This is a genomic window from Rhodococcus sp. R1101 (assembly GCF_000278445.1).
In the GTDB taxonomy this organism is placed as follows: domain Bacteria; phylum Actinomycetota; class Actinomycetes; order Mycobacteriales; family Mycobacteriaceae; genus Rhodococcus; species Rhodococcus gordoniae.
Genome location: NZ_AJVB01000031.1, coordinates 1 through 19354, shown reverse-complemented (window position 1 = coordinate 19354; position 19354 = coordinate 1). Strand labels below are relative to the sequence as shown.

The following is a 19354-nucleotide window of genomic DNA, read 5'->3' as shown; positions in this document are numbered from 1 at the left end:
GTACTCACGCGCTCAGGTCGGACGCATCCTGACGGAGTCCGGAGTGCCCACACTCGTGCTGCAGGCCGGTGTCGTGATCGGTTCGGGTTCTGCGTCGTTCGAGATGGTCCGGCACCTGAGCAATCGACTGCCGGTGATGACGACCCCACGGTGGGTGAACAACCGGATCCAGCCCATCGCGGTACGCGACGTCCTGCACTATCTGGTCGCCGCCGCCGAGGCTCCTCTTCCCCGCAGCGGCGCCTACGACATCGGTGGGCCCGACGTCCTGCGGTACGGCGAGATGATGCAGCAGTACGCGGAGGTCGCCGGGTTGACGAAGCGACGGATCCTCGTCCTTCCGGTTCTCACACCGAAACTCGCCGGGCTGTGGATCGGCCTGGTCACGCCCATCCCTCCCGCGCTCGGGCGCGCACTCCTCGAATCGCTGTCCACCGACGCGGTGATGCGCAACCACGATATCGATACGATCATCCCCCCACCGGAGTCCGGCCCGACCGGTTACCGCGACGCAGTCCGTCTCGCTCTCGGCCGCCTCGAACGGGGTGAGGTGGAGACGACGTGGACGAACGCGTCCCCGGTCGGTGCACCCGCCGACCCGCTGCCCTCCGACCCCGAGTGGGCCGGAGAGGTCGTCTTCACCGACGAACGTTCGCTCGAGTCCGATTCCCCACCGGAGAAGGTGTTCGCCGTCGTGGAGAGCATCGGAGGCGAGAACGGTTGGTACTCCTTCCCGTTGGCATGGACGATCCGCGGCTGGCTCGACCGGTTCGTCGGTGGTGTCGGACCCGACCGGGGACGCCGGCACCCGAAGACGTTGCATACCGGTGACGCCCTGGACTTCTGGCGCGTCGAACGCATCGAGCGCCCGACGCTGCTGCGCCTGCGCGCCGAGATGCGGGCACCCGGCGGGGCCTGGCTCGAATGGCGGGTCGAACCCCTGGAGTCGGGTCGCTCCCGAGTGCACCAGCGCGCGATCTTCTTCCCGCGCGGACTCGCAGGACGGCTCTACTGGTACGCGCTGGTTCCGTTCCACGGCATCATCTTCCGGGGCATGCTCGAGAACATCGCCGGTACCGCCGGTCGCTAGAGCGATCTGCTCATTCTTCGCCATTCGCTGCAGCACATTGCCGTCGCAGATGGCTGATTCGTGAGCGGATGGTACAGATACGACGAATCGGGGTGGTGTGCGGATCTTCCTCTGGATCCGCACACCACCCCGATCCGTCCCGAGAGTCACACAGTGCAGAGCGGTCTGATCTCCTGCAGTCCCTCGGTGGTGGGTGAGGTGAGCATCAGGCACGAGTTGTACCCACTCGCCTCGACGACACCCCGGATCTCGCGCCACGCGTCGGCGCTGACGACGGGCGAGCGCGACAGGACGAATCCGGAGATGCGTGTCGGGTCCCCGACCAATGCCCACGAGTAATCGTCCGCGAGATACGTGACGATGTAGTTGCTCGGCCCGTCGAGCGAATCCTGGAACGGGACACCGGGGAACGCCACGTGCAGCGAGGCAGTCTCGTTCACACGGGCGTTCCCGACGATACCGCGGCGGTCCCCGGTGATCGTGGTGCACGAGTTCTCCACGCGCACATTGCGTTCGTCGAGCAGTGTGTAGAACGCGATCGTGTCGCGCACGCAGTCGATATTGTAGGGGGCAGGATTGGCGGCGAGCTGATACCACTGCCCCACATACCGATTCACATCCAGCTGCGGAACCGGGGCGAGAGGCGCTGCGGCGGCGGGCGTGGCGAACAGGAACGCACCTGCGGCGGCGATGAACGCCGCCGCAAGCCCCCGACCGCCGTGTCGGGACCAACGCATGTCTTCTACCTTTCCGTCGACCGGGTAGTGGTGGTTACTGGGGCTGGAGGACGCCGTCGATCAGGTACACGGTGGCGTTCTCGGTCTCGATACCACCGCAGATGACGTTGGCGTCGTTGACCTTCAGCATGTCGCCTTCACCGGAGACCTCGACGGTGCCGCCCTGCACGGTGGTCTGTGTGCCGACGACATCGGCCGGGGCCAGCTCACCCGGAACCACGTGGTAGGTGAGGATGTCGGTGAGCAGGGCCGAATCGGTCTGGAGGGTCTGGACGGTCTCGGGCGGCAGGGCCGCGAAAGCATCGTCGACCGGCGCGAATACGGTGAACTCGCCACCGTTGAGAGTCTCGACCAGGTTCACGTCGGGATTGAGCTGCCCGGAGACGGCCTGCGTGAGAGTGGTCAGGATCGGAACATTTCCGGCGGCTTCGGCGACCGGCTGGTTCGCGAGTTCTTCGACGGAGGAGGGCCCGCTCGGATTCGCGGCGACGTAGTCGGCACACCCCGGGCCGACCGGGCCGGCAGCGGGGGCCGCGGTTCCGGTTGCAGCCGTGGTGGTTTCATCCATGGTTTCCTGCGTGGTCTGCATGGTGGTGGTGTCGGTGGTTTCCGTGCCCGAATCATCCGAACACGCCGCGACACCCAGCAGGGAGATCGCACCGATTCCGACGGCGGCCAGACTCTTGCGCGCAGTGATGTTCATGACTGTGATTCCCTTCGTAGGCCGTGGCCGGAAACGGCCACGTCGATCAGGTGTGTCACCGGTCATTCGAACCTCGGGGCCGCGCGGATGGGTCGGGATCGAAAGAATTTTTTCCGGATCGGTATCCGCCGGGAACCCATCCGCATCGCCCTTCGCTCCGAATGCCGGTCATGGACAAGTTCTCGGATCCCCGACCGGCACACGTGCTCGTGCTGCCCGACGGGTGTCCGGTCGGCGCCACCCCGCCACGGCCGTGGCATCTGTCGCAGATTCGCATGCGTCTGTTCGCCGACGCACTGCGCCTGCGACTGGGTCGGTACGACATCGCGGTCGATCTCGTCGACTACCGCTGTCGCGGATGGAACGGCGATCACATGAGCCCGGTCCGCGACGGCCTGCGGGCGATCGAGTCGGTGACGCGGCGCCGTGGGGACGTCCGATTCGGACTGGTCGGGCACGCGATGGGTGCGCGGGCGATCGCGCATCTCGCGGCCCAGCACGGAGTGGAGGCCCTCGTCGCCCTGGCGCCGTGGTGGCCGGCCGACGACGCCGATCTGATTCCCGCCGGTCGGCACCTGCTGGTCGCGCACGGCACGGAGGACACCCGGACCGATCCCCGGATGGCGCAGAGCCAGGCGATGGCGGCCGGAGACCGCGGTGTGCGCGCACGATGGCGGCCTCTGCCCGGAGCCGGACATTTCCTCCTCACCGACCCTCGGTGGTGGGCCGACACCACGGCCGATTTCCTCGCGTGCACACTGTCGGGGAAACCGACCACGTGCCCCGGAGACGACCATGCATCCTGACCTTCCCCGCGCAGTCGCGATGATCGGAGACGATGTCGAGTTCCCGGGTGGCCGGGTCGTGGTCACGCCGGCGATCTACCGCACCTTCGTGCGCCACGCGCGGGGATCGTCCGAGCGCCCGTCGCTCGAATATCGCGGCTTCAGCTGGGTCATGGACGTCGACGAGACACCGTCGTCGCCGTGGTGGCTGCGCATGCTGACGCGGTTCGATCCGTGGGATCACTTCGTCGCGAGTGATTCCGACACCTTCCGCGGACGCGTCGAGGACCACCTCGTCGCCGACGGAGTGAGGGTGCCGGGAGGACGGATCACGGCGCTGCTGAACATCCGGCGTCTCGGCCGCGGATCGGATCCGCTGAATCTGTTCTGGTGCCACGATCCGAGCGGCTCGCTGGCCTGCGTCGTCGCGGAGATCCACACGCGCCGGAGCGGACGGCACTGCTACACGCTGCGCTCGGACGAGATCGACATCGTCACCCGCGCCGGCGACATGTTCGCCCTCTCGGTCGCCCTGCGGCGGCCCGGCGTGCCGATGTTCACCGCGACCGTCAGTGGCGAACGGATGCCCGCCGACCTCGCGACGGTCCTGCGCGCACGGATGTGGATGGGGTGACGCTCGTGGTCGACACGGTTGCCTTGAGCGGAGGAAAGGTCCCGGCTAGGCTTTCCCCCGATGAGCGGACTGAGCCGATGACCGGCGTCGGAGGCCATACCGATACCCTCGGCGCACTGCTCGAGCGGGTGGCCCGGCAAGACCCCACGGCGTTCGCCGAACTGTACGACGCGACGCGTTCCCGAGTCTTCGGCATGGTGCTGCGGGTCCTCCGGGATCCCGGCTACAGCGAGGAGACCACCCAGGAGGTCTACCTCCAGGTGTGGAGGTCGGCGGACAAGTACGACCCGCATCAGGGCTCCGCACTGTCGTGGATCATCACGCTCGCCCATCGGCGCGCCGTCGACCGGGTCCGCAGCGAACAGTCCGGAGCCGACCGCGAGGCGCACTACGGTTCGACGAACGTCGACGCGGCATTCGACTCGGTGAGCGAGGAGGTCGCGCAGCGCGACGACCGCCGCCGGGTGAACGAGTGCCTGGGTTCGCTCACCGAACTGCAGCGACGCTCGGTTGAGCTCGCCTACTACAGAGGCTTTACATATACCGAAGTGGCAGAAGAACTTTCGTCCCCGTTGCCGACCGTCAAGTCGCGCATCCGGGACGGCCTGAAACGACTGAAGAATTGTCTGGGGGTGACCGTCGATGGCGAATGAGGCGAACGATTCCTCGCGCGATCTGCTCGACATGGCACCCGGATTCGCATTGGATGCCGTGACGCCCGGCGAGCGCCGGGAGATCGCCGAGCAACTCGCGGAAGCCGATGCGGAGGTGGTCTCGCGATTCACCGCCGAGGTCCGCGAGATCCACGAGACTCTCGCGGCGATGTCGGCCGGCACCGCGACCGAGCCGCCGCCCGCGCTCAGGGTGCGACTGCTCGATCTGGTTCACGCCGAACTCGCCGCGAAGACTTCCGTCGAGGAATCCGGGGCACCGGAGGCGACCGAGGCACCGGAGACGGTGGAGGACGACGTCCTTCCCCCGCCGGTGTCCCTCGACGAGCGTCGCCGGGCGCGCCGCCGGAACTTCCTGCTCGCCGCAGCGGCCGCAGTGATCGTCGCGGTCGGCGGTGTCGTGGTGGCCGGTCAGTGGTCGGCACCGTCCGGACCGGCCACGAGCGAGCGGGTGTTCGCGGCCGAGGACGTACGGACCTCGTCGGGCTCGCTCGAGGGTGGCGGTACCGCGACCGTGGTGTTCTCCAAGGAGGAGGACGCGGGCGTCCTGGTGATGAACAACGTCGCCCCGCCGGCCGAGGGCAGTGTCTATCAGATGTGGCTGGTCGGCCCCGAGGGCATGGAACCCGCGGGCACGATGACGCCCGCCGATGTCGCGCCGTCCACGACGGCGGTGCTCGAGGACATCTCCGGCGCTACCGCACTGGCCTTCAGCGTCGAGCCGACAGGCGGGTCGACCCAGCCGACCGCGATCTTCGCCCAGCTCCCACTCGACTGACATGGCCGCGGCAGCGATCACGTCATCGGCGGGTGCCGATGACGACCGTCGCATCGAATTCCTCCGACCTTCGTGCGGCCGGGTCGAGACCGGCGCGGGCGATGAGGCCCTCCACCACGGGTGCCTGCGCCGCGGCCGACTCGACGAGCAGCGACCCGCCGCCGGTGAGCCATCGGATCGCGCCCGCGACGAGTCGGCGATGGACGTCCAGGCCGTCGGGCCCGCCGTCCAGCGCGCGACGCGGCTCGCTGCAGCGTGCCTCCCGCGGCATCGATCCGATCACCCCGGACGGCACGTAGGGCGCATTGGCGACGAGCACGTCGACGCGTCCGCGCAGCGTCGCGGGCAGGGCGTCGAACAGATCACCGTCGAACACCCGGTAGGACGGCAGGTTCAGGCGTGCGCAGGCCGTGGCGACGGGATCGATGTCCGCCGCGTAGATCTCGGCGGCTCCCACTGCGGTGGCGACCGCAGAGCCGACCGCGCCGCACCCGCAACACATGTCGACGATCACGGCGCCGGGCCGCGCGAGTTCGATCGCGCAGTCCACCAGGTACTCGGTGCGTCGACGAGGGACGAACACCCCGGGCCGCACCGCGATGCGCCGGCCGTGGAAGAAGACGTGTCCCAGCACCTGTTCGAGAGGCTCGCCGGAGACCCGCCGCGCGACCAGCCGCTCCAGATCCGAGGGCGTGCGAGCGGCTTCCACCAGGAGCTGCGCCTCCTCCTCGGCGAACACACAACCGGCTGCTCGCAATGCGGACACGACGTCGGCGTGGGTCCGGTGGGCGGAGACCATGCGGCACCTTACCGCGCGCTCATCGGGCGAATCTCTCCGTTTTCCGTGGCGGAGGGCGACTCACACCCCGTGAAGGGGTGGGATCTCCCGATCATGGGTATTCCCCGGGCCGGCACGAAGAGCACTGTGGGAACGAACGATCTCGGGCAGGAGCCTGCCCGGGGTCGCCGGGTCCGAGACCGCTCATACGAGGAGGAATCTTGAGCACTGCTACCGCGCCCCCACGCAGAACCGGCCGATGGCGGTGGCTGCTGCCCGCCCTGTTGCTCATCGCGTGGCTCGTGGCCGCCGGTGGCGGCGGTCCGTTCGCAGGCAAGCTCAACGAGGTCGCCTCCAACGATGCGAGCACCTTCCTCCCGGCCTCCGCCGAATCCACTCGCGCCGACGAGCTGTACGCGCAGTTCACCGAGAGCGAGTTCATCCCCGCGATCGTCGTCGCCGAACGCGAGGGTGGAATCACCGACGAGGATCTCGCCTTCCTCGCCACCGAATCGGCCGGCCCGCCGCCGATCCCGTCGGAGGACGGTGAAGCGGCGCAGATGATCGTTCCGCTCGACGCCTCCGGGGAGGTCCAGGACGCCGTCGAGGAACTCCGGACCTCGCTCGAGGGAGCACCGGACGGGCTGACCGTCTACGTCACCGGACCGGCCGGTCAGGCCGCCGACCTGTCGTCGGCCTTCGGTGGAATCGACGGACTGCTGCTGCTCGTCGCGGGCGGTGTCGTCCTCGTGATCCTCGTGGTGGTCTACCGCAGCCCGATCCTGCCGTTCGTCGTCATCATCTCGGCAGTATTCGCACTCGCCCTCGCGAGCCTGCTCGTCTACGTGCTCGCCGACGCCGGGGTGATCGCACTCAACGGGCAGAGCCAGGGCATCATGTTCATCCTGGTGTTCGGCGCCGCCACCGACTACGCACTGCTGCTGGTCTCCCGGTACCGCGAGGAGCTGCGGCTGCAGCAGGACAAGTACGCCGCGATGCGCAGCGCGCTCCGCGGCTCGATCGAACCGATCGCAGCCTCGGCCGGCACCGTCATCCTCGGTGTGCTGTGCCTGCTGCTGTCGGACCTGAACTCCAACCGTGGGCTCGGCCCCGTCGCCGCCATCGGGATCGCCACCTCGTTCCTCGCCTCGGTGACCTTCCTGCCCGCGGCCCTCGTGCTGCTCGGCCGCGTGGCCTTCTGGCCCACGCGTCCCGCCTACGACGCGAACGCCGACGTGGACGACATACAGAAGTCCCACAAGGTGTGGGGCCGCGTCGCCGCCTTCGTCGGTTCGAAGCCGCGCCCGATCTGGATCGTGTGCAGCCTCGTCCTCATCGCCTTCGCACTGCTGGCACCGCAGTTCAAGGCGAGCGGTGTCGCGTCGTCGGATCTGTTCCTGCTACAGACGGATTCGAAGTCCGGGCAGGAGGTGCTCGGTGATCACTTCGACGCCGGCACCGGCTCGCCCACCATCGTCGTCGCCCGGGAAGGCGCGCTCGACGATGTCGTCCGGACCACCGAAGGTGTGGACGGCGTGACGACCGCTCGGCCTGTCCCCGGCCCGGGCGGTGCACCCCGCGTGGTCGACGGACTCGTCGCCGTGCAGGCGACCCTGTCGGATCCGGCCGACTCCCTCGCCGCAGAGGAGACCGTCGAGCGCATCCGCGAGGCGGTACGCGCGGTACCCGACGCGGAGGCCCTCGTCGGCGGGCCCACGGCCGTCGACCTCGACACGAAGGACACCGCAACCCGCGACCGCACCGTCATCATCCCGGTGGTGACTCTCGTGGTGCTGCTCGTGCTCATCGCACTGCTCCGTGCGGTCGTCGCGCCGGTCCTGCTGATGCTCACCGTGATCGTGTCGTTCGCGGCGACGCTCGGTGTGTCGTCGCTGCTGTTCAACCACGTGTTCGGATTCCCCGGCGCCGACCCGGTGGTGCCGCTGTTCGGATTCGTCTTCCTCGTGGCGCTGGGCATCGACTACAACATCTTCCTCATGACCCGCGTCCGTGAGGAGACGAAGAAGGTCGGTACCCGCGCGGGCACGCTGCGGGCACTGACCGTCACCGGTGGTGTCATCACGTCCGCCGGTGTGGTGCTCGCGGCGACGTTCTCGGCGCTGGCGGTGATCCCGCTGCTGTTCCTGGCCCAGCTCGCGTTCATCGTCGCCTTCGGTGTCCTGCTCGACGCACTGCTCGTGCGGTCGCTGGTGGTGCCGGCGCTGACCATCGACATCGGCAGGAAGATCTGGTGGCCGAGCGCGCTTGCCCGGACCGAGCCGTCCGAACCGGATCCGACCGAGGACGTGGCGATCGCAGGAGCACCGCGCTCGTGAGTGCGCAGGGTGCGCAGCGCTCATGACAGGTTCGTAGCTGCAGGAACGACGGTCGCGGGACCGGAGATGTGATCCGGCCCGCGGCCGTTCGTCCCACGGCTGCCGCGTCTGCCCGTTACCGTCTTGTTCCATGTCTGCGGATCCCACCGCCCCTGTCGAGCGCCCGCGTCCGGTGGAGGACACCCGGCCACCCTCCCGGCCTTCGCTGACCGACCGCATCGGCGGACGTCTGTCCGCCGTGCCGCACATCGTCGGCCTGGCCTTGGGCATCTACGCGTTCGTGGTGGCGCTGTGGTCGATCTCCCCGACCGTGCGGTACTGGATCCACACTCCTCGCGAGTACCTCGACGAGTACTACTTCGACGCTCCCGACACGAGCCTGTCGTTCGCTCTCGTCATCGGCCTGCTCGCCGGTGCGATCGCCGGTCGCAAGCGCATCGCGTGGTGGATCCTGACGATCTATCTGGGCGGGTTCGCCATCACCAATCTCGTGATGAGCATCGTCGACCGCGACCCGAACCACCTCGTCGCATTGGTCGTCCACCTGGTGCTGGTCGCGATACTGCTGCTGTCCTATCCCGAGTTCTACACGCGGGTGCGGCGCGGAAACGTGTGGGCCGCACTCGGTGTGCTCGTGGGCGGTCTGGTCGTCGCGACGCTGATCGGCTGGGGCCTGGTGGAACTGTTCCCCGGCAGCCTGCCGGCTCCCGACCGGTTCCTGTGGGCGCTCAACCGTGTCACCGCACTGACGTTCATCGACAACGACCAGTTCGGCGGCCGGCCGAACGGGCTGGTCAACACACTGCTCGGCCTGCTCGGTGCGCTCGCCGTCCTCGCGGCCGCCGTGGTCCTGTTCCGGTCGCAGCGGGCGAGCAACGCGCTCACCGGCAGCGACGAATCCGCCATCCGCGGTCTGCTCGCCCACAGCGACGATTCGCTGGGCTACTTCGCAACCCGGCGAGACAAGGCCGTCGTGTTCGCACCCAGCGGGAAGGCCGCGGTGACCTACCGCGTCGAACTCGGGGTGTGCCTCGCGAGCGGTGATCCGATCGGCAACCCCGAGGCGTGGTCGCACGCCATCGACGAATGGCTCGATCTCGCCCGCGCCTACGGATGGACACCGGCGGTGATGGGAGCGAGCGAGGACGGTGCGACCGCCTACCACCGTGCGGGCCTGAACGCGCTGCAACTCGGCGACGAAGCCGTCTTGCACACCCGCGACTTCAGTCTCGGCGGACGCGACATGCGACCGGTGCGGCAGGCCGTCAACCGTGCCCGCAAACACGGTGTGACCGCAAGGATCATGCGCCACCGCGAACTGTCGCCCGTCGAACTGTCGGCCGCGATCCAGCGCGCCGACGCCTGGCGCGACACCGAGAACGAGCGCGGATTCTCGATGGCCCTCGGCCGGCTCGGCGATCCGCTCGACGGCGACTGCCTGCTCGTCGAAGCGGTCTCGGACGGCAAGGTCGTCGCGATGCTCTCGCTCGTGCCGTGGGGAGCGGACGGGGTGTCGCTCGACCTCATGCGCCGCGACCCACAGGCCCCCAACGGGGTCGTCGAACTCATGGTGTCCGAACTCGCCTCACGGGGCACCGAGTTCGACATCGAGCGGATCTCGTTGAATTTCGCAGTCTTCCGATCGGTGTTCGAGGAGGGCGCGAGGATCGGCGCCGGGCCGATCCTGCGGTTGTGGCGGTCGATCCTGTTGTTCTTCTCCCGGTGGTGGCAGCTCGAGGCGCTGTACCGGTCCAACGTCAAGTACCACCCCGAGTGGGTGCCGCGCTTCCTGTGTTTCCGCGACAACCGGCTCATCCCGCGGGTCGCGCTCGCCTCGGCGATCGCCGAGGGCTTCCTCACCCTTCCCACCTTCGGCCGCCGGAACGCCCGGCAACACACGGGAACACATTCGGCATTCCCCGAGGACCAGGAGGTCGCGGCCGCACTGCACGACGACGGCAGCGCACCCGACGGCGGGCTCGGCGACGGTACGCCGGTCGTCGCGCACGGGCGGCGCCGTCCCGAGCAGGTCCAGGTACGTATGGACACCCTGCAGCGGATCGTCGAGCATGGGGTCGATCCCTACCCGGTCGCACATCCTCCGACCCACACCGCGGCCGAGGCTCGGGTCACGAAGTCCGGCACCGCCGTGACCGTGGCGGGACGGCTCCTGCGCATCCGCAACTTCGGCGGTGTGCTGTTCGCGGTACTGCGCGACTGGTCGGGCGACATCCAGATCCTCGTCGACCGGCACCGTGTTGCCGGGCAACGCTTCCTGTTCGACCTCGGCGACCTCGTGGAGGTCTCCGGGGAGATGGGACGCAGCCGCACCGGGGAGATCTCGGTGCTCGCCGATTCGTGGCGCATCGACGGTAAGTGCCTGCACCCGCTGCCCGACAAGTACCACGGCCTCGTCGACCCCGAGGCCCGCGTACGGCAGCGCTATCTGCACCTCGCGATCGACCGCGGGGCACGTGATCACCTCGCGGCCCGCAGCGCCGTCGTGCGATCGTTGCGCGACGAACTGCAGGCACGTGGTTATCTGGAGGTCGAGACCCCCATCCTGCAGTCGGTGCACGGCGGCGCGAACGCGGCACCGTTCGTCACGCACATCAACGCCTACGACGCCGACCTGTACCTGCGGATCGCCCCGGAGCTGTACCTGAAACGACTGTGCGTCGCCGGCATGGCGAAGGTCTTCGAGATCGGCCGCGTGTTCCGCAACGAAGGTGCGGATTTCAAGCACAACCCGGAGTTCACGATCCTCGAGGCATACGAGGCGCACAGCGACTACGAGAAGATGCGGGTCCTCGCGCGGGAACTGATCCAGGCGGCGGCACGCGCGGCGCACGGTCGCGAGATCATCCTGCGGCCCGGACCCGACGGCACGCCGATCGAGATCGACATCTCCGGCGAGTGGCCGGTCGAGACCTTCCACGATGCGATCTCCGAGGCACTCGGAACGTTCGTCGACGCGCAGACTCCCGTCGAGGTCCTGCGACGCCTGTGCGACGAGCACGAGATCCCCTACAACCCCGCCTGGGACGCCGGTGCCACCGCGCAGGAGATGTACGAGCACCTCGTGGAATCGAAGACCACCTTCCCCACCTTTTACACCGACTTCCCGACCTCGGTGTCGCCGCTGACCCGCCCCCATCCCCGCAAGCCGGGTGTCGCGGCGAAGTGGGATCTGGTGGCGTGGGGTGTCGAACTGGGAACCGCCTACAGCGAACTCACCGATCCCCTCGACCAGCGTGCCCGCCTCACCGAGCAGTCGCTGCTCGCCGCAGGTGGCGACGAGGAGGCGATGGAACTCGACGAGGAATTCCTCGGAGCACTCGAGTACGCGATGCCGCCCACCGGTGGCCTCGGTATGGGTGTCGACCGGATCGTGATGCTCGTACTCGGCGGCAGCATCCGCGAGTCGCTGGCGTTCCCCTTCACGAAGCCGAGACGCTCCTGACGGGTGGTTTCACGTGAAACCGGGACACCTGGCATCGTGAGGTCGTGCAGCTACTCCTGATCCGCCACGCCGAGCCGAACAACGCCCGCGCCGAGACCGGCGTCGCCGATCCGCCGCTCACCGAGTCCGGTCGCCTCCAGGCTTCGCGGTTGCCGGATGCGCTGTCGCCGTACACCATCACGCGATTGTTCTCCAGCCCGCAGCTGCGGGCCCTGCAGACCGCGGAACCCGTCGCCGAACACCGCGGCCTCGACGTGAAGACGGCGGAGGACATCGCCGAGTACGACTACGGGCACGACCACTACTTCACCATCGACGCCGCGAAGGACGTCGCACCCGCCGCGTACAAGCGCATCCTCGCAGGTCACCTGCCCGACTTCGTCGATGCCGACGACTTCCGCACCCGCGTGCTGCGAGGGATCGACCACGTGGTGGACACGTGCGACCATTCCGAGACCGTGGCGCTGTTCGTCCACGGTGGGGTCGTGAACATCGTGCTGCAGCACCTGCTCGACCTGCCCCGGCCCCTGATGTTCCCCATCGAATACGCGTCGGTGACGCGCATCCTCGTCTCACGCAGCGGAGCGCGCCGCGTCGCCTCGATCAACGAGACGGGCCACGTGCGCGACACCCTGCGGGTCTGATCGGGCAGGACCAGAACGCCGACGTGATCTTCGGCGTACAGGATTGATACGGTCACCGCCGGAGGTGGCACCGGATGGATGCGGACAGGATCGACGAGCTCGTGCAGGGCGGCATACGGACACAGGACGAGCTCGAAGCCGTCCTGGGCATTCCGCACCCGGCGATCGTCGACAAGGCACGGCCCCACCTGACTCCGCTGATCAGGCATTTCCTGTCGCTGGCGCGGTTCTTCACGATCGCCACCGCCGACGCCGTCGGCAACTGCGACTGCTCTCCGCGCGGCGATCTCGAATCGGCGGTACTCGCGCTCGACGACCACACCATCGCGTTGCCCGACCGGCCCGGCAACCGACGCGCCGATTCCTACCGGAACATCCTCGAGAACCCCCACGTCGGGCTGCTGTTCTTCGTCCCCGGCGACGAAGAGGTCCTGCGGATCAACGGCCGCGCCACCCTGTCGACAGACCCGGACCTGCTCGGGAAGCTGTCGCTGCAGAACAAGCCGGCACAGCTGGCCGTGATCGTGCAGATCGACGAGGTCTTCCTGCACTGCGCCCGGGCACTGCTCCGCGCCAGGTTGTGGGATCCGTCGACCTATCCCGACCGCGCGGCGGTGCCCTCGATGCGCGACATGCACGCCGAACTCCACTCGATCGAGATTCCGGCCGACGCCGAGCAGGGCAAGCGCGAACTCTATCGCGAGTTCCTGTACTGACTGCTCCTGTCATGCCCATACGCGCCGAGTGCGTCACGATGGTGTGGTGACCTCTCGGATCGCACAGATGCGCCGCTGGCGCGCCGGCGCTGCACTACGCAGCCGTCTGCGCGACCTGACCGGCACCCTCGTCGTCGTCACCGGCGGCGGTAGCGGGATCGGACGGGCCTCCGCGCTGGCCTTCGCCGCCGAAGGTGCCATCGTGGTCGTCGCCGACAAGGATCTCGACAGCGCCCGCGAGACGGTGGCGCTGGTGAACGTCCCGGCTCCCGGCGCCGGAGGCTCGGAGGCCGTCTTCGGCGGTGGCGCTCACGCCTACGAACTCGACGTCTCCGACCAACAGCAGGTCCGGGAGTTCGCGCAGACCGTCCGCGAGCGGCACGGGGTGGCGGACGTTCTCGTCAACAACGCCGGTGTCGGTGTCATCGGCGCGTTCGCCGACACCCCACAGAGCGTTTTCGAGCACGTGATGGACGTGAACTTCTGGGGCGTGGTCTACGGCTGCCGCGCCTTCGCGGAACAGATGACCGAACGCGGTACCGGGGGGCACATCGTGAACGTCTCATCGGCGGCGGCGTTCATGCCGCAACGCAATCTCGCCGCCTACTCGACGAGCAAGGCCGCAGTGTTCATGTTGTCGGAGTGCCTGCGCGCCGAGTTGCTCGAACACGGCATCGGCGTGACCGTGGTGTGCCCCGACCTGGTCGACACCAACCTCGTCCGGACGGCCGAGTACGTCGCACCGAACCGGGACGTGCGGGCCGCGCGTCGCACCCGCACGCTCGCGATGTACCGGCGCCTGCATATCGCGCCGGAGAAGGTGGCCGAGGAGATCGTCGGGGCGGTCCGTCACAATCGGCCAGTGGTGACCGTCGCTCCGGGTGCGAAGGTCCGTAAGTGGCTGATGCGCTTCGCACCCCGAGTCATGCGCGTGGGCGCCCGATTCGACATCGACTGATTGTTCGATGTCGACCGGGCGGCCGATGGTCAGGCCTTCGAAGCGATCCAGTCGCGCAGCCACCGCGTTGCGGTGGTTCCGCGATCGTCGACCACGTAGTTGGAGTAGTCCTGGTGGATCTGCGATTCGTAGAAGGTGCGGATCTTCGTCTCGCGCAACTCGTTCGCCTCGGGTGTGAGCTGCAGCTGCAGCATCGGGATACCGCCGGCGGTCATGATGTCGTCGTAGAGGGTGCTCGCCTCGTCGCGGTAATTCTCGAGCTGCTCGAACGGGCTTCCTGCCGAGATGGCAAGGAAGCCGGCCATACGCGTGACGAAGTCCTCCGGCGGAGTCGAGCAGTAGAGGTCGCCCACCGCACAGATGGTGCGCACGTTGGGCGTGACGAATCCGAAGCCTCCTGCGCGGGCGCCTCCCGCACCGGCGCCGGCGGCGGGCGGGCCGACGAACGGGTCGAGTTCGGAGCGACGCGGGTCGGACAGCAGGCCCACCGCGACGAGCCGGTGCGGACCGACCACTCCCAGGCCGGTGCCGATCTCGGCGGCGAGATCGCCTGCGGCGTCGGCACCCTGGCTGTACCCGACGAGGGCGAAGTTCGTGAGCGGGCACCGCTCGGCCGTCGCCGCGATGATTCCGCGGGCATTGTCGACGGCGCGGTTGCGGGAGGCCGCGTACACGTCGCCTTCCCACGGGAAGGCCGTGGCCGGATATACGACGTAGTCGACGCGGGATCCGGCGGGCAACCCGGACGTGACCTGGGCGAGCATGCCGTTTCCGCGAGCGGGGTCGGGAGTATTCGAGGTCTCCCAGGTTCCCGGTACCGCGATCACGTTCAACGTCGGGCATCCCGGCGGATTCGCTTGCGCCGCAGGCATTGCCACGAACACTGCTGCGCACGCCGCCACTGCGGCCACCGTTGCCGCCCACGCTCTTCTCATAGCCATGCCCCCGCCCCGCTACTGTCCTGGTGCCGAACCCTCCCCGGCAGTATCGAGTAGAAGGATGACATACTCGTGAACTGCGTGTGATGTATCCGAGTCCGGAACGTTGTGACGACGATTCGAGCGGTGTCAGCCGCGGACGACGGTCACCTGTCCCCCGCCGATGTTCGTCACGAAGACGTTGCCCGTCCCGTAGTCGATCGCGGTTCCCGGCACGGGACGCTCGACCACGCTCCCACCGGCGGTCGGCACGGGTTCCGCAACGACGATGTCGGGCCCGAAGAGGTTTGTCACATAGATGTTTCCGCTGAACGGATCGGTGATCACCGCACCCGGCGGAGGCGGCGGGGGTGCCGGAAGCTCCGGCGGCGCCATCGCACGATCGACGACCGTGACGCCTCCCGTCCCGACGTTGGTGACGAACACGCCGTCGGTTCCCGCGTCGAGGATCATCTCGGGCATACCCGGGATCGGCGCGGGTGCGGCGGCCTCGGCGGGCTCGGGCGTGACCTCCGTCCGGCGCACCGTGACCGCACCGGTACCGACGTTGGTGACCGCGACGTTGCCGAGACCGCCGTCGACCCGCATCTCGACGATCGCGGTGGAGACCTCCGTGCGGCCCGGGACGCGTCCCTCGGGATGCGTGACGGTCACCGTGCCGGGGCCGACATTGGTGATGCACGCGTTGCCGGCGCCGCCCTGCAACCCGAGGAGCCGGGGGCCGTCGAAGCCGAACACCGGTGGGACGGGCTCGGCTCCGTCGACGGAGACGAGGCCGCCGCCGTTCCGGATGCATGCGCCCGCAGGGTCGGCGGCCGCAGCAGGAGCCGCCGTGACGGCGGCAACGGCGGCACCCACACCCATCACGACCGTCGCCAGTGCACGTCTCGTAGCCGTCATGCGCAGAACCATAACGGTTGAGGCGTCCGGCGACACGGAAATGTCACAAGCGCAGCGCGTCCTCCGGTCCATCGGCCCCTCGTCGACGCCCGGCCCGGTGCGAATCTCTCGCGACTCCTCGAACCGGAACCGACCCTCGCGCACCAGCGCAGACACCACACGGGGCGCGATCGGCCGGAAACATCTCCGGAAAATCGCGCCCCGCGTCAGCAGATACGAGCGCTCAGCGCTGTGACACCCGAGCGCTCAGCGCTGTGACACCCGAGCGCTCAGCGCTGCGGAACAGTGCTGGTCGTGATCGGCACCGGCAGCGCCGACTCGCCCTCGAGGAAGCTGTCCACCGCAGCGGCGCACGCGCGACCCTCGGCGATCGCCCAGACGATGAGCGACTGCCCGCGTCCCATGTCGCCGGCGACGAAGACACCCTCGACGTTCGTGGCCCACTCCGTCGAGCGGGCGACGTTGCCGCGCTGATCGAAGTCGACACCGAGATCGGTGAGCAGGCCCGGCTTCTCGGCACCCGTGAAGCCCATCGCGAGCAGCACCAGATCGGCCTCGAGCTCGAAGTCGCTTCCTTCGACCTTCTGGAAGCGACCGTCGGCCATCTTCACCTCGTGCGCCTTCAGTGCGGTGACCTTGCCGTCCTTGCCGAGGAATTCTTCGGTGTTGACGGAGAAGACACGCTCGCCGCCCTCCTCGTGTGCCGACGAGACGCGGTACATGAGGGGGTAGGTCGGCCACGGGGTCGAGTCGGCTCGCTGTTCCGGCGGCCGCGGCATGATCTCGAACTGGTGGACGCTCGCCGCACCCTGACGGTGCGAGGTGCCGAGGCAGTCGGCACCGGTGTCGCCGCCGCCGATGATGACGACCTTCTTGCCCTCGGCCGTGATGGTCGGGGCCGGCAGGTCGCCGAGCTGCACGCGGTTGGCGATCGGCAGGAACTCCATCGCCTGATGGATGCCGTCGAGTTCGCGGCCGGGGATCGGCAGATCACGGGCGACGGTCGCGCCGCCGGCGAGCACCACGGCGTCGAACTGCTCGCGCAGTTCGTCGGCGGTGATGTCGACACCGACGTTCACGCCCGGCTTGAAGACGGTGCCCTCGGCCTCCATCTGCGCGAGACGGCGGTCGATGAAGCGCTTCTCCATCTTGAACTCGGGGATGCCGTAACGGAGCAGACCGCCGATACGGTCGGCCCGCTCGAACACCGTCACCGAGTGACCGGCACGCGTGAGCTGCTGTGCCGCAGCCAGTCCCGCAGGACCGGAACCGACGACGGCCACCTTACGGCCGGTGAGCTTCGACGGCGGGACCGGCTTGACGCGGCCCTCGTCGAACGCCTTCTCGATCAGTTCGACCTCGACCTGCTTGATGGTCACCGGGTCCTGGTTGATGCCGAGCACGCACGACGCCTCACAGGGCGCCGGGCAGAGCCGGCCGGTGAACTCGGGGAAGTTGTTCGTGGCGTGGAGACGCTCGATGCCGTCCTCCCACTTGCCCTTGTAGGCGAGGTCGTTCCACTCGGGGATGAGATTTCCGAGCGGGCAACCGTTGTGGCAGAAGGGGATACCGCAGTCCATGCAACGGCTCGCCTGGGTCTGGAGGGTCTCGAGCGGAAACGGCTCGTAGACTTCCTTCCAGTCGAGGAGCCGCAGCGGGACGGGCCGGCGAACCGGCGTCTCGCGGGAACCGTGCTTGAGGAAACCGGTGGGATCAGCCACGAGCAGCCTCCATGATCGCCTCGTCCACGTTCGCACCACGGATGGTGGCGTCCTTGATAGCCATGAGTACCTTCTTGTAATCGCGAGGCATGACCTTCGCGAAGTGGCTGACCTGTTGTGACCAGTCGGCCAGGATGCGGGCTGCGACCTCGGAGCCCGTTTCGTCACGATGCCGTTCGACGGCGCCCTTGAGCCAGGCGAAGTCCTCACCCGCGAGATCCTCGAGGTCGACCAGCTCGGTGTTCAGGTTGTTCTCGAAGTCCTTGTCCGGGTTGTACACGAAGGCGACGCCACCGGACATACCCGCACCGAAGTTGCGGCCGGTCTTGCCGAGGATGACGACCTTGCCACCCGTCATGTACTCGCAGCCGTGGTCGCCGACGCCTTCGACGACGGCCGTGGCTCCGGAATTACGGACCGCGAAGCGCTCGCCCGCGATGCCGCGGATGAGAACTTCCCCCGCGGTGGCACCGAACAGGATCACGTTGCCGGCAATGATGTTGTCCTCGGGCACGAAGCCCTCGGCGGCGTTGTGCGGCGGACGCACGACGATGCGGCCACCCGACAGGCCCTTGCCGACGAAGTCGTTCGCGTCGCCGTTGAGCCGCATCGTGATACCGCGCGGGACGAACGCACCGAAGCTGTTGCCGGCCGAACCCGTGAAGGTGATGTCGATCGTGTCGTCCGGCAACCCTTCCGCACCGTACTTCTTGGTGAGCTCGTGGCCGAGCATCGTGCCGACGGTGCGGTTGACATTGGTGATCGGGGTGTCGAACGAGATCGCCGTACCCGACTCCAGAGCCGGCTGCGCCTTTGCGATCAGCTCGTTGTCGAGCGCCTTGTCCAGGGCGTGGTACTGCTCCTTGGTGCAGTACATGTCCTGCTCGCCGAAGATCGGGGAGGTGATCTTCTCGAGCAGCGGCGACAGATCGAGCTTCGACGCGCGGTAGTGCTCGACGGCCTTGCGGGTGTCGAGGACGTCCACCTGGCCGATGGCCTCGTCGAGGCTGCGGAAACCGAGCTCGGCGAGGTACTCGCGCACCTCTTCGGCGATGTAGAGCATGAAGTTCTCGACGAACTCGGGCTTGCCGGTGAACCGCTTGCGCAGCACCGGGTTCTGCGTCGCGACACCCACGGGGCAGGTATCGAGATGGCAGACGCGCATCATGATGCAGCCCGAGACCACCAGCGGTGCGGTCGCGAAACCGAACTCCTCGGCACCGAGGAGCGCGGCGACGACCACGTCGCGGCCGGTCTTCATCTGGCCGTCGACCTGCACGACGATGCGGTCGCGCAGTCCGTTGAGCATGAGGGTCTGCTGGGTCTCGGCCAGACCGATCTCCCAGGGAGCACCCGCGTGCTTGAGGGAGGTCAGCGGCGACGCGCCGGTACCACCGTCGTGACCGGAGATGAGCACGACGTCGGCGTGTGCCTTCGACACACCCGCGGCGACCGTGCCGACACCGAGCTCGGAGACCAGCTTCACGTGGATGCGGGCCTGC

Annotated in this window: 17 protein-coding genes; 10 read left to right on the top strand and 7 right to left on the bottom strand. The window is 68.1% G+C overall.

Annotated features, from left to right (window positions below; all coding sequences use genetic code 11):
* A partial coding sequence (locus R1101_RS0104545) for an SDR family oxidoreductase (RefSeq protein ID WP_016932299.1) occupies positions 1 to 1090 on the top strand: 1090 nt, incomplete at its 5' end.
* 146 nt (positions 1091 to 1236) lie between these two features.
* On the opposite strand, the gene R1101_RS0104540 is transcribed toward R1101_RS0104545, so the two are convergent.
* Together R1101_RS0104540 and R1101_RS0104535 are read right to left on the bottom strand one after the other, a co-directional pair.
* Entirely contained in the window at positions 1237 to 1827 is a 591-nt protein-coding gene (locus R1101_RS0104540; protein WP_016932298.1) for a lipocalin family protein, read from the bottom strand.
* A 34-nt stretch (positions 1828 to 1861) separates the two neighbouring features.
* The gene (locus R1101_RS0104535; protein ID WP_016932297.1) at positions 1862 to 2530 is read right to left on the bottom strand and encodes a fasciclin domain-containing protein; all 669 of its coding nucleotides are present in this window, start codon (positions 2528 to 2530) and stop codon (positions 1862 to 1864) included.
* A gap of 170 nt (positions 2531 to 2700) precedes the next feature.
* On the opposite strand from R1101_RS0104535, the gene R1101_RS0104530 reads away from it, so the two are divergent.
* From R1101_RS0104530 to R1101_RS0104515, 4 genes are all read left to right on the top strand, one after another.
* On the top strand, positions 2701 to 3336 hold the full coding sequence (locus R1101_RS0104530; protein ID WP_016932296.1) for an alpha/beta hydrolase family protein: 636 nt from the start codon (positions 2701 to 2703) through the stop codon (positions 3334 to 3336).
* Positions 3326 to 3949 (top strand): DUF1365 family protein, encoded by a 624-nt coding sequence (locus R1101_RS0104525; RefSeq protein WP_016932295.1) that lies wholly within the window; start codon positions 3326 to 3328, stop codon positions 3947 to 3949. Before R1101_RS0104530 ends, R1101_RS0104525 begins: the two co-directional genes overlap by 11 nt.
* 77 nt (positions 3950 to 4026) lie before the next feature.
* Positions 4027 to 4602 (top strand): sigma-70 family RNA polymerase sigma factor, encoded by a 576-nt coding sequence (locus R1101_RS0104520; RefSeq protein WP_016932294.1) that lies wholly within the window; start codon positions 4027 to 4029, stop codon positions 4600 to 4602.
* Entirely contained in the window at positions 4592 to 5398 is an 807-nt protein-coding gene (locus tag R1101_RS0104515) for an anti-sigma factor (RefSeq protein WP_016932293.1), read from the top strand. The genes R1101_RS0104520 and R1101_RS0104515 overlap by 11 nt, the downstream gene beginning before the upstream one ends.
* 22 nt (positions 5399 to 5420) lie before the next feature.
* On the opposite strand, the gene R1101_RS0104510 is transcribed toward R1101_RS0104515, so the two are convergent.
* Entirely contained in the window at positions 5421 to 6197 is a 777-nt protein-coding gene (locus R1101_RS0104510; protein ID WP_016932292.1) for a putative protein N(5)-glutamine methyltransferase, read from the bottom strand.
* Positions 6198 to 6397: 200 nt separating this feature from the next.
* Here R1101_RS0104510 and R1101_RS0104505 point away from each other — a divergent pair, with 200 nt between their 5' ends.
* The 5 genes from R1101_RS0104505 to R1101_RS0104485 all read left to right on the top strand — a co-directional run bounded on the left by R1101_RS0104505 (position 6398) and on the right by R1101_RS0104485 (position 14293).
* Positions 6398 to 8512 carry an MMPL family transporter gene (locus R1101_RS0104505; protein WP_026002869.1) on the top strand — a complete coding sequence of 705 codons (2115 nt, stop codon included), beginning with the start codon at positions 6398 to 6400 and terminating at the stop codon, positions 8510 to 8512.
* Positions 8513 to 8642: 130 nt separating this feature from the next.
* Positions 8643 to 11975, top strand: coding sequence for a bifunctional lysylphosphatidylglycerol synthetase/lysine--tRNA ligase LysX (lysX, locus tag R1101_RS0104500; RefSeq protein WP_442969877.1), 3333 nt, complete (start codon positions 8643 to 8645; stop codon positions 11973 to 11975).
* 44 nt (positions 11976 to 12019) lie between these two features.
* Positions 12020 to 12619 (top strand): histidine phosphatase family protein, encoded by a 600-nt coding sequence (locus tag R1101_RS0104495; RefSeq protein WP_016932289.1) that lies wholly within the window; start codon positions 12020 to 12022, stop codon positions 12617 to 12619.
* Between the two features lie 74 nt (positions 12620 to 12693).
* Positions 12694 to 13335, top strand: coding sequence for an MSMEG_1061 family FMN-dependent PPOX-type flavoprotein (locus tag R1101_RS0104490; RefSeq protein WP_016932288.1), 642 nt, complete (start codon positions 12694 to 12696; stop codon positions 13333 to 13335).
* A 46-nt stretch (positions 13336 to 13381) separates the two neighbouring features.
* Positions 13382 to 14293 (top strand): SDR family NAD(P)-dependent oxidoreductase, encoded by a 912-nt coding sequence (locus R1101_RS0104485; RefSeq protein ID WP_026002868.1) that lies wholly within the window; start codon positions 13382 to 13384, stop codon positions 14291 to 14293.
* A gap of 29 nt (positions 14294 to 14322) precedes the next feature.
* Here R1101_RS0104485 and R1101_RS0104480 read toward each other — a convergent pair whose 3' ends face one another.
* From R1101_RS0104480 to R1101_RS0104465, 4 genes are all read right to left on the bottom strand, one after another.
* Positions 14323 to 15165: a cutinase family protein gene (locus tag R1101_RS0104480; protein ID WP_081494027.1), complete on the bottom strand. Its 843-nt coding sequence runs from the start codon at positions 15163 to 15165 to the stop codon at positions 14323 to 14325.
* A gap of 195 nt (positions 15166 to 15360) precedes the next feature.
* Positions 15361 to 16131, bottom strand: coding sequence for a hypothetical protein (locus R1101_RS0104475; RefSeq protein ID WP_232284674.1), 771 nt, complete (start codon positions 16129 to 16131; stop codon positions 15361 to 15363).
* A gap of 269 nt (positions 16132 to 16400) precedes the next feature.
* Positions 16401 to 17852: a glutamate synthase subunit beta gene (locus R1101_RS0104470; RefSeq protein WP_016932284.1), complete on the bottom strand. Its 1452-nt coding sequence runs from the start codon at positions 17850 to 17852 to the stop codon at positions 16401 to 16403.
* Positions 17845 to 19354 (bottom strand): glutamate synthase-related protein (locus R1101_RS0104465; protein ID WP_026002866.1); only part of this gene is annotated, 1510 nt, incomplete at its 5' end. The genes R1101_RS0104465 and R1101_RS0104470, both read right to left, overlap by 8 nt.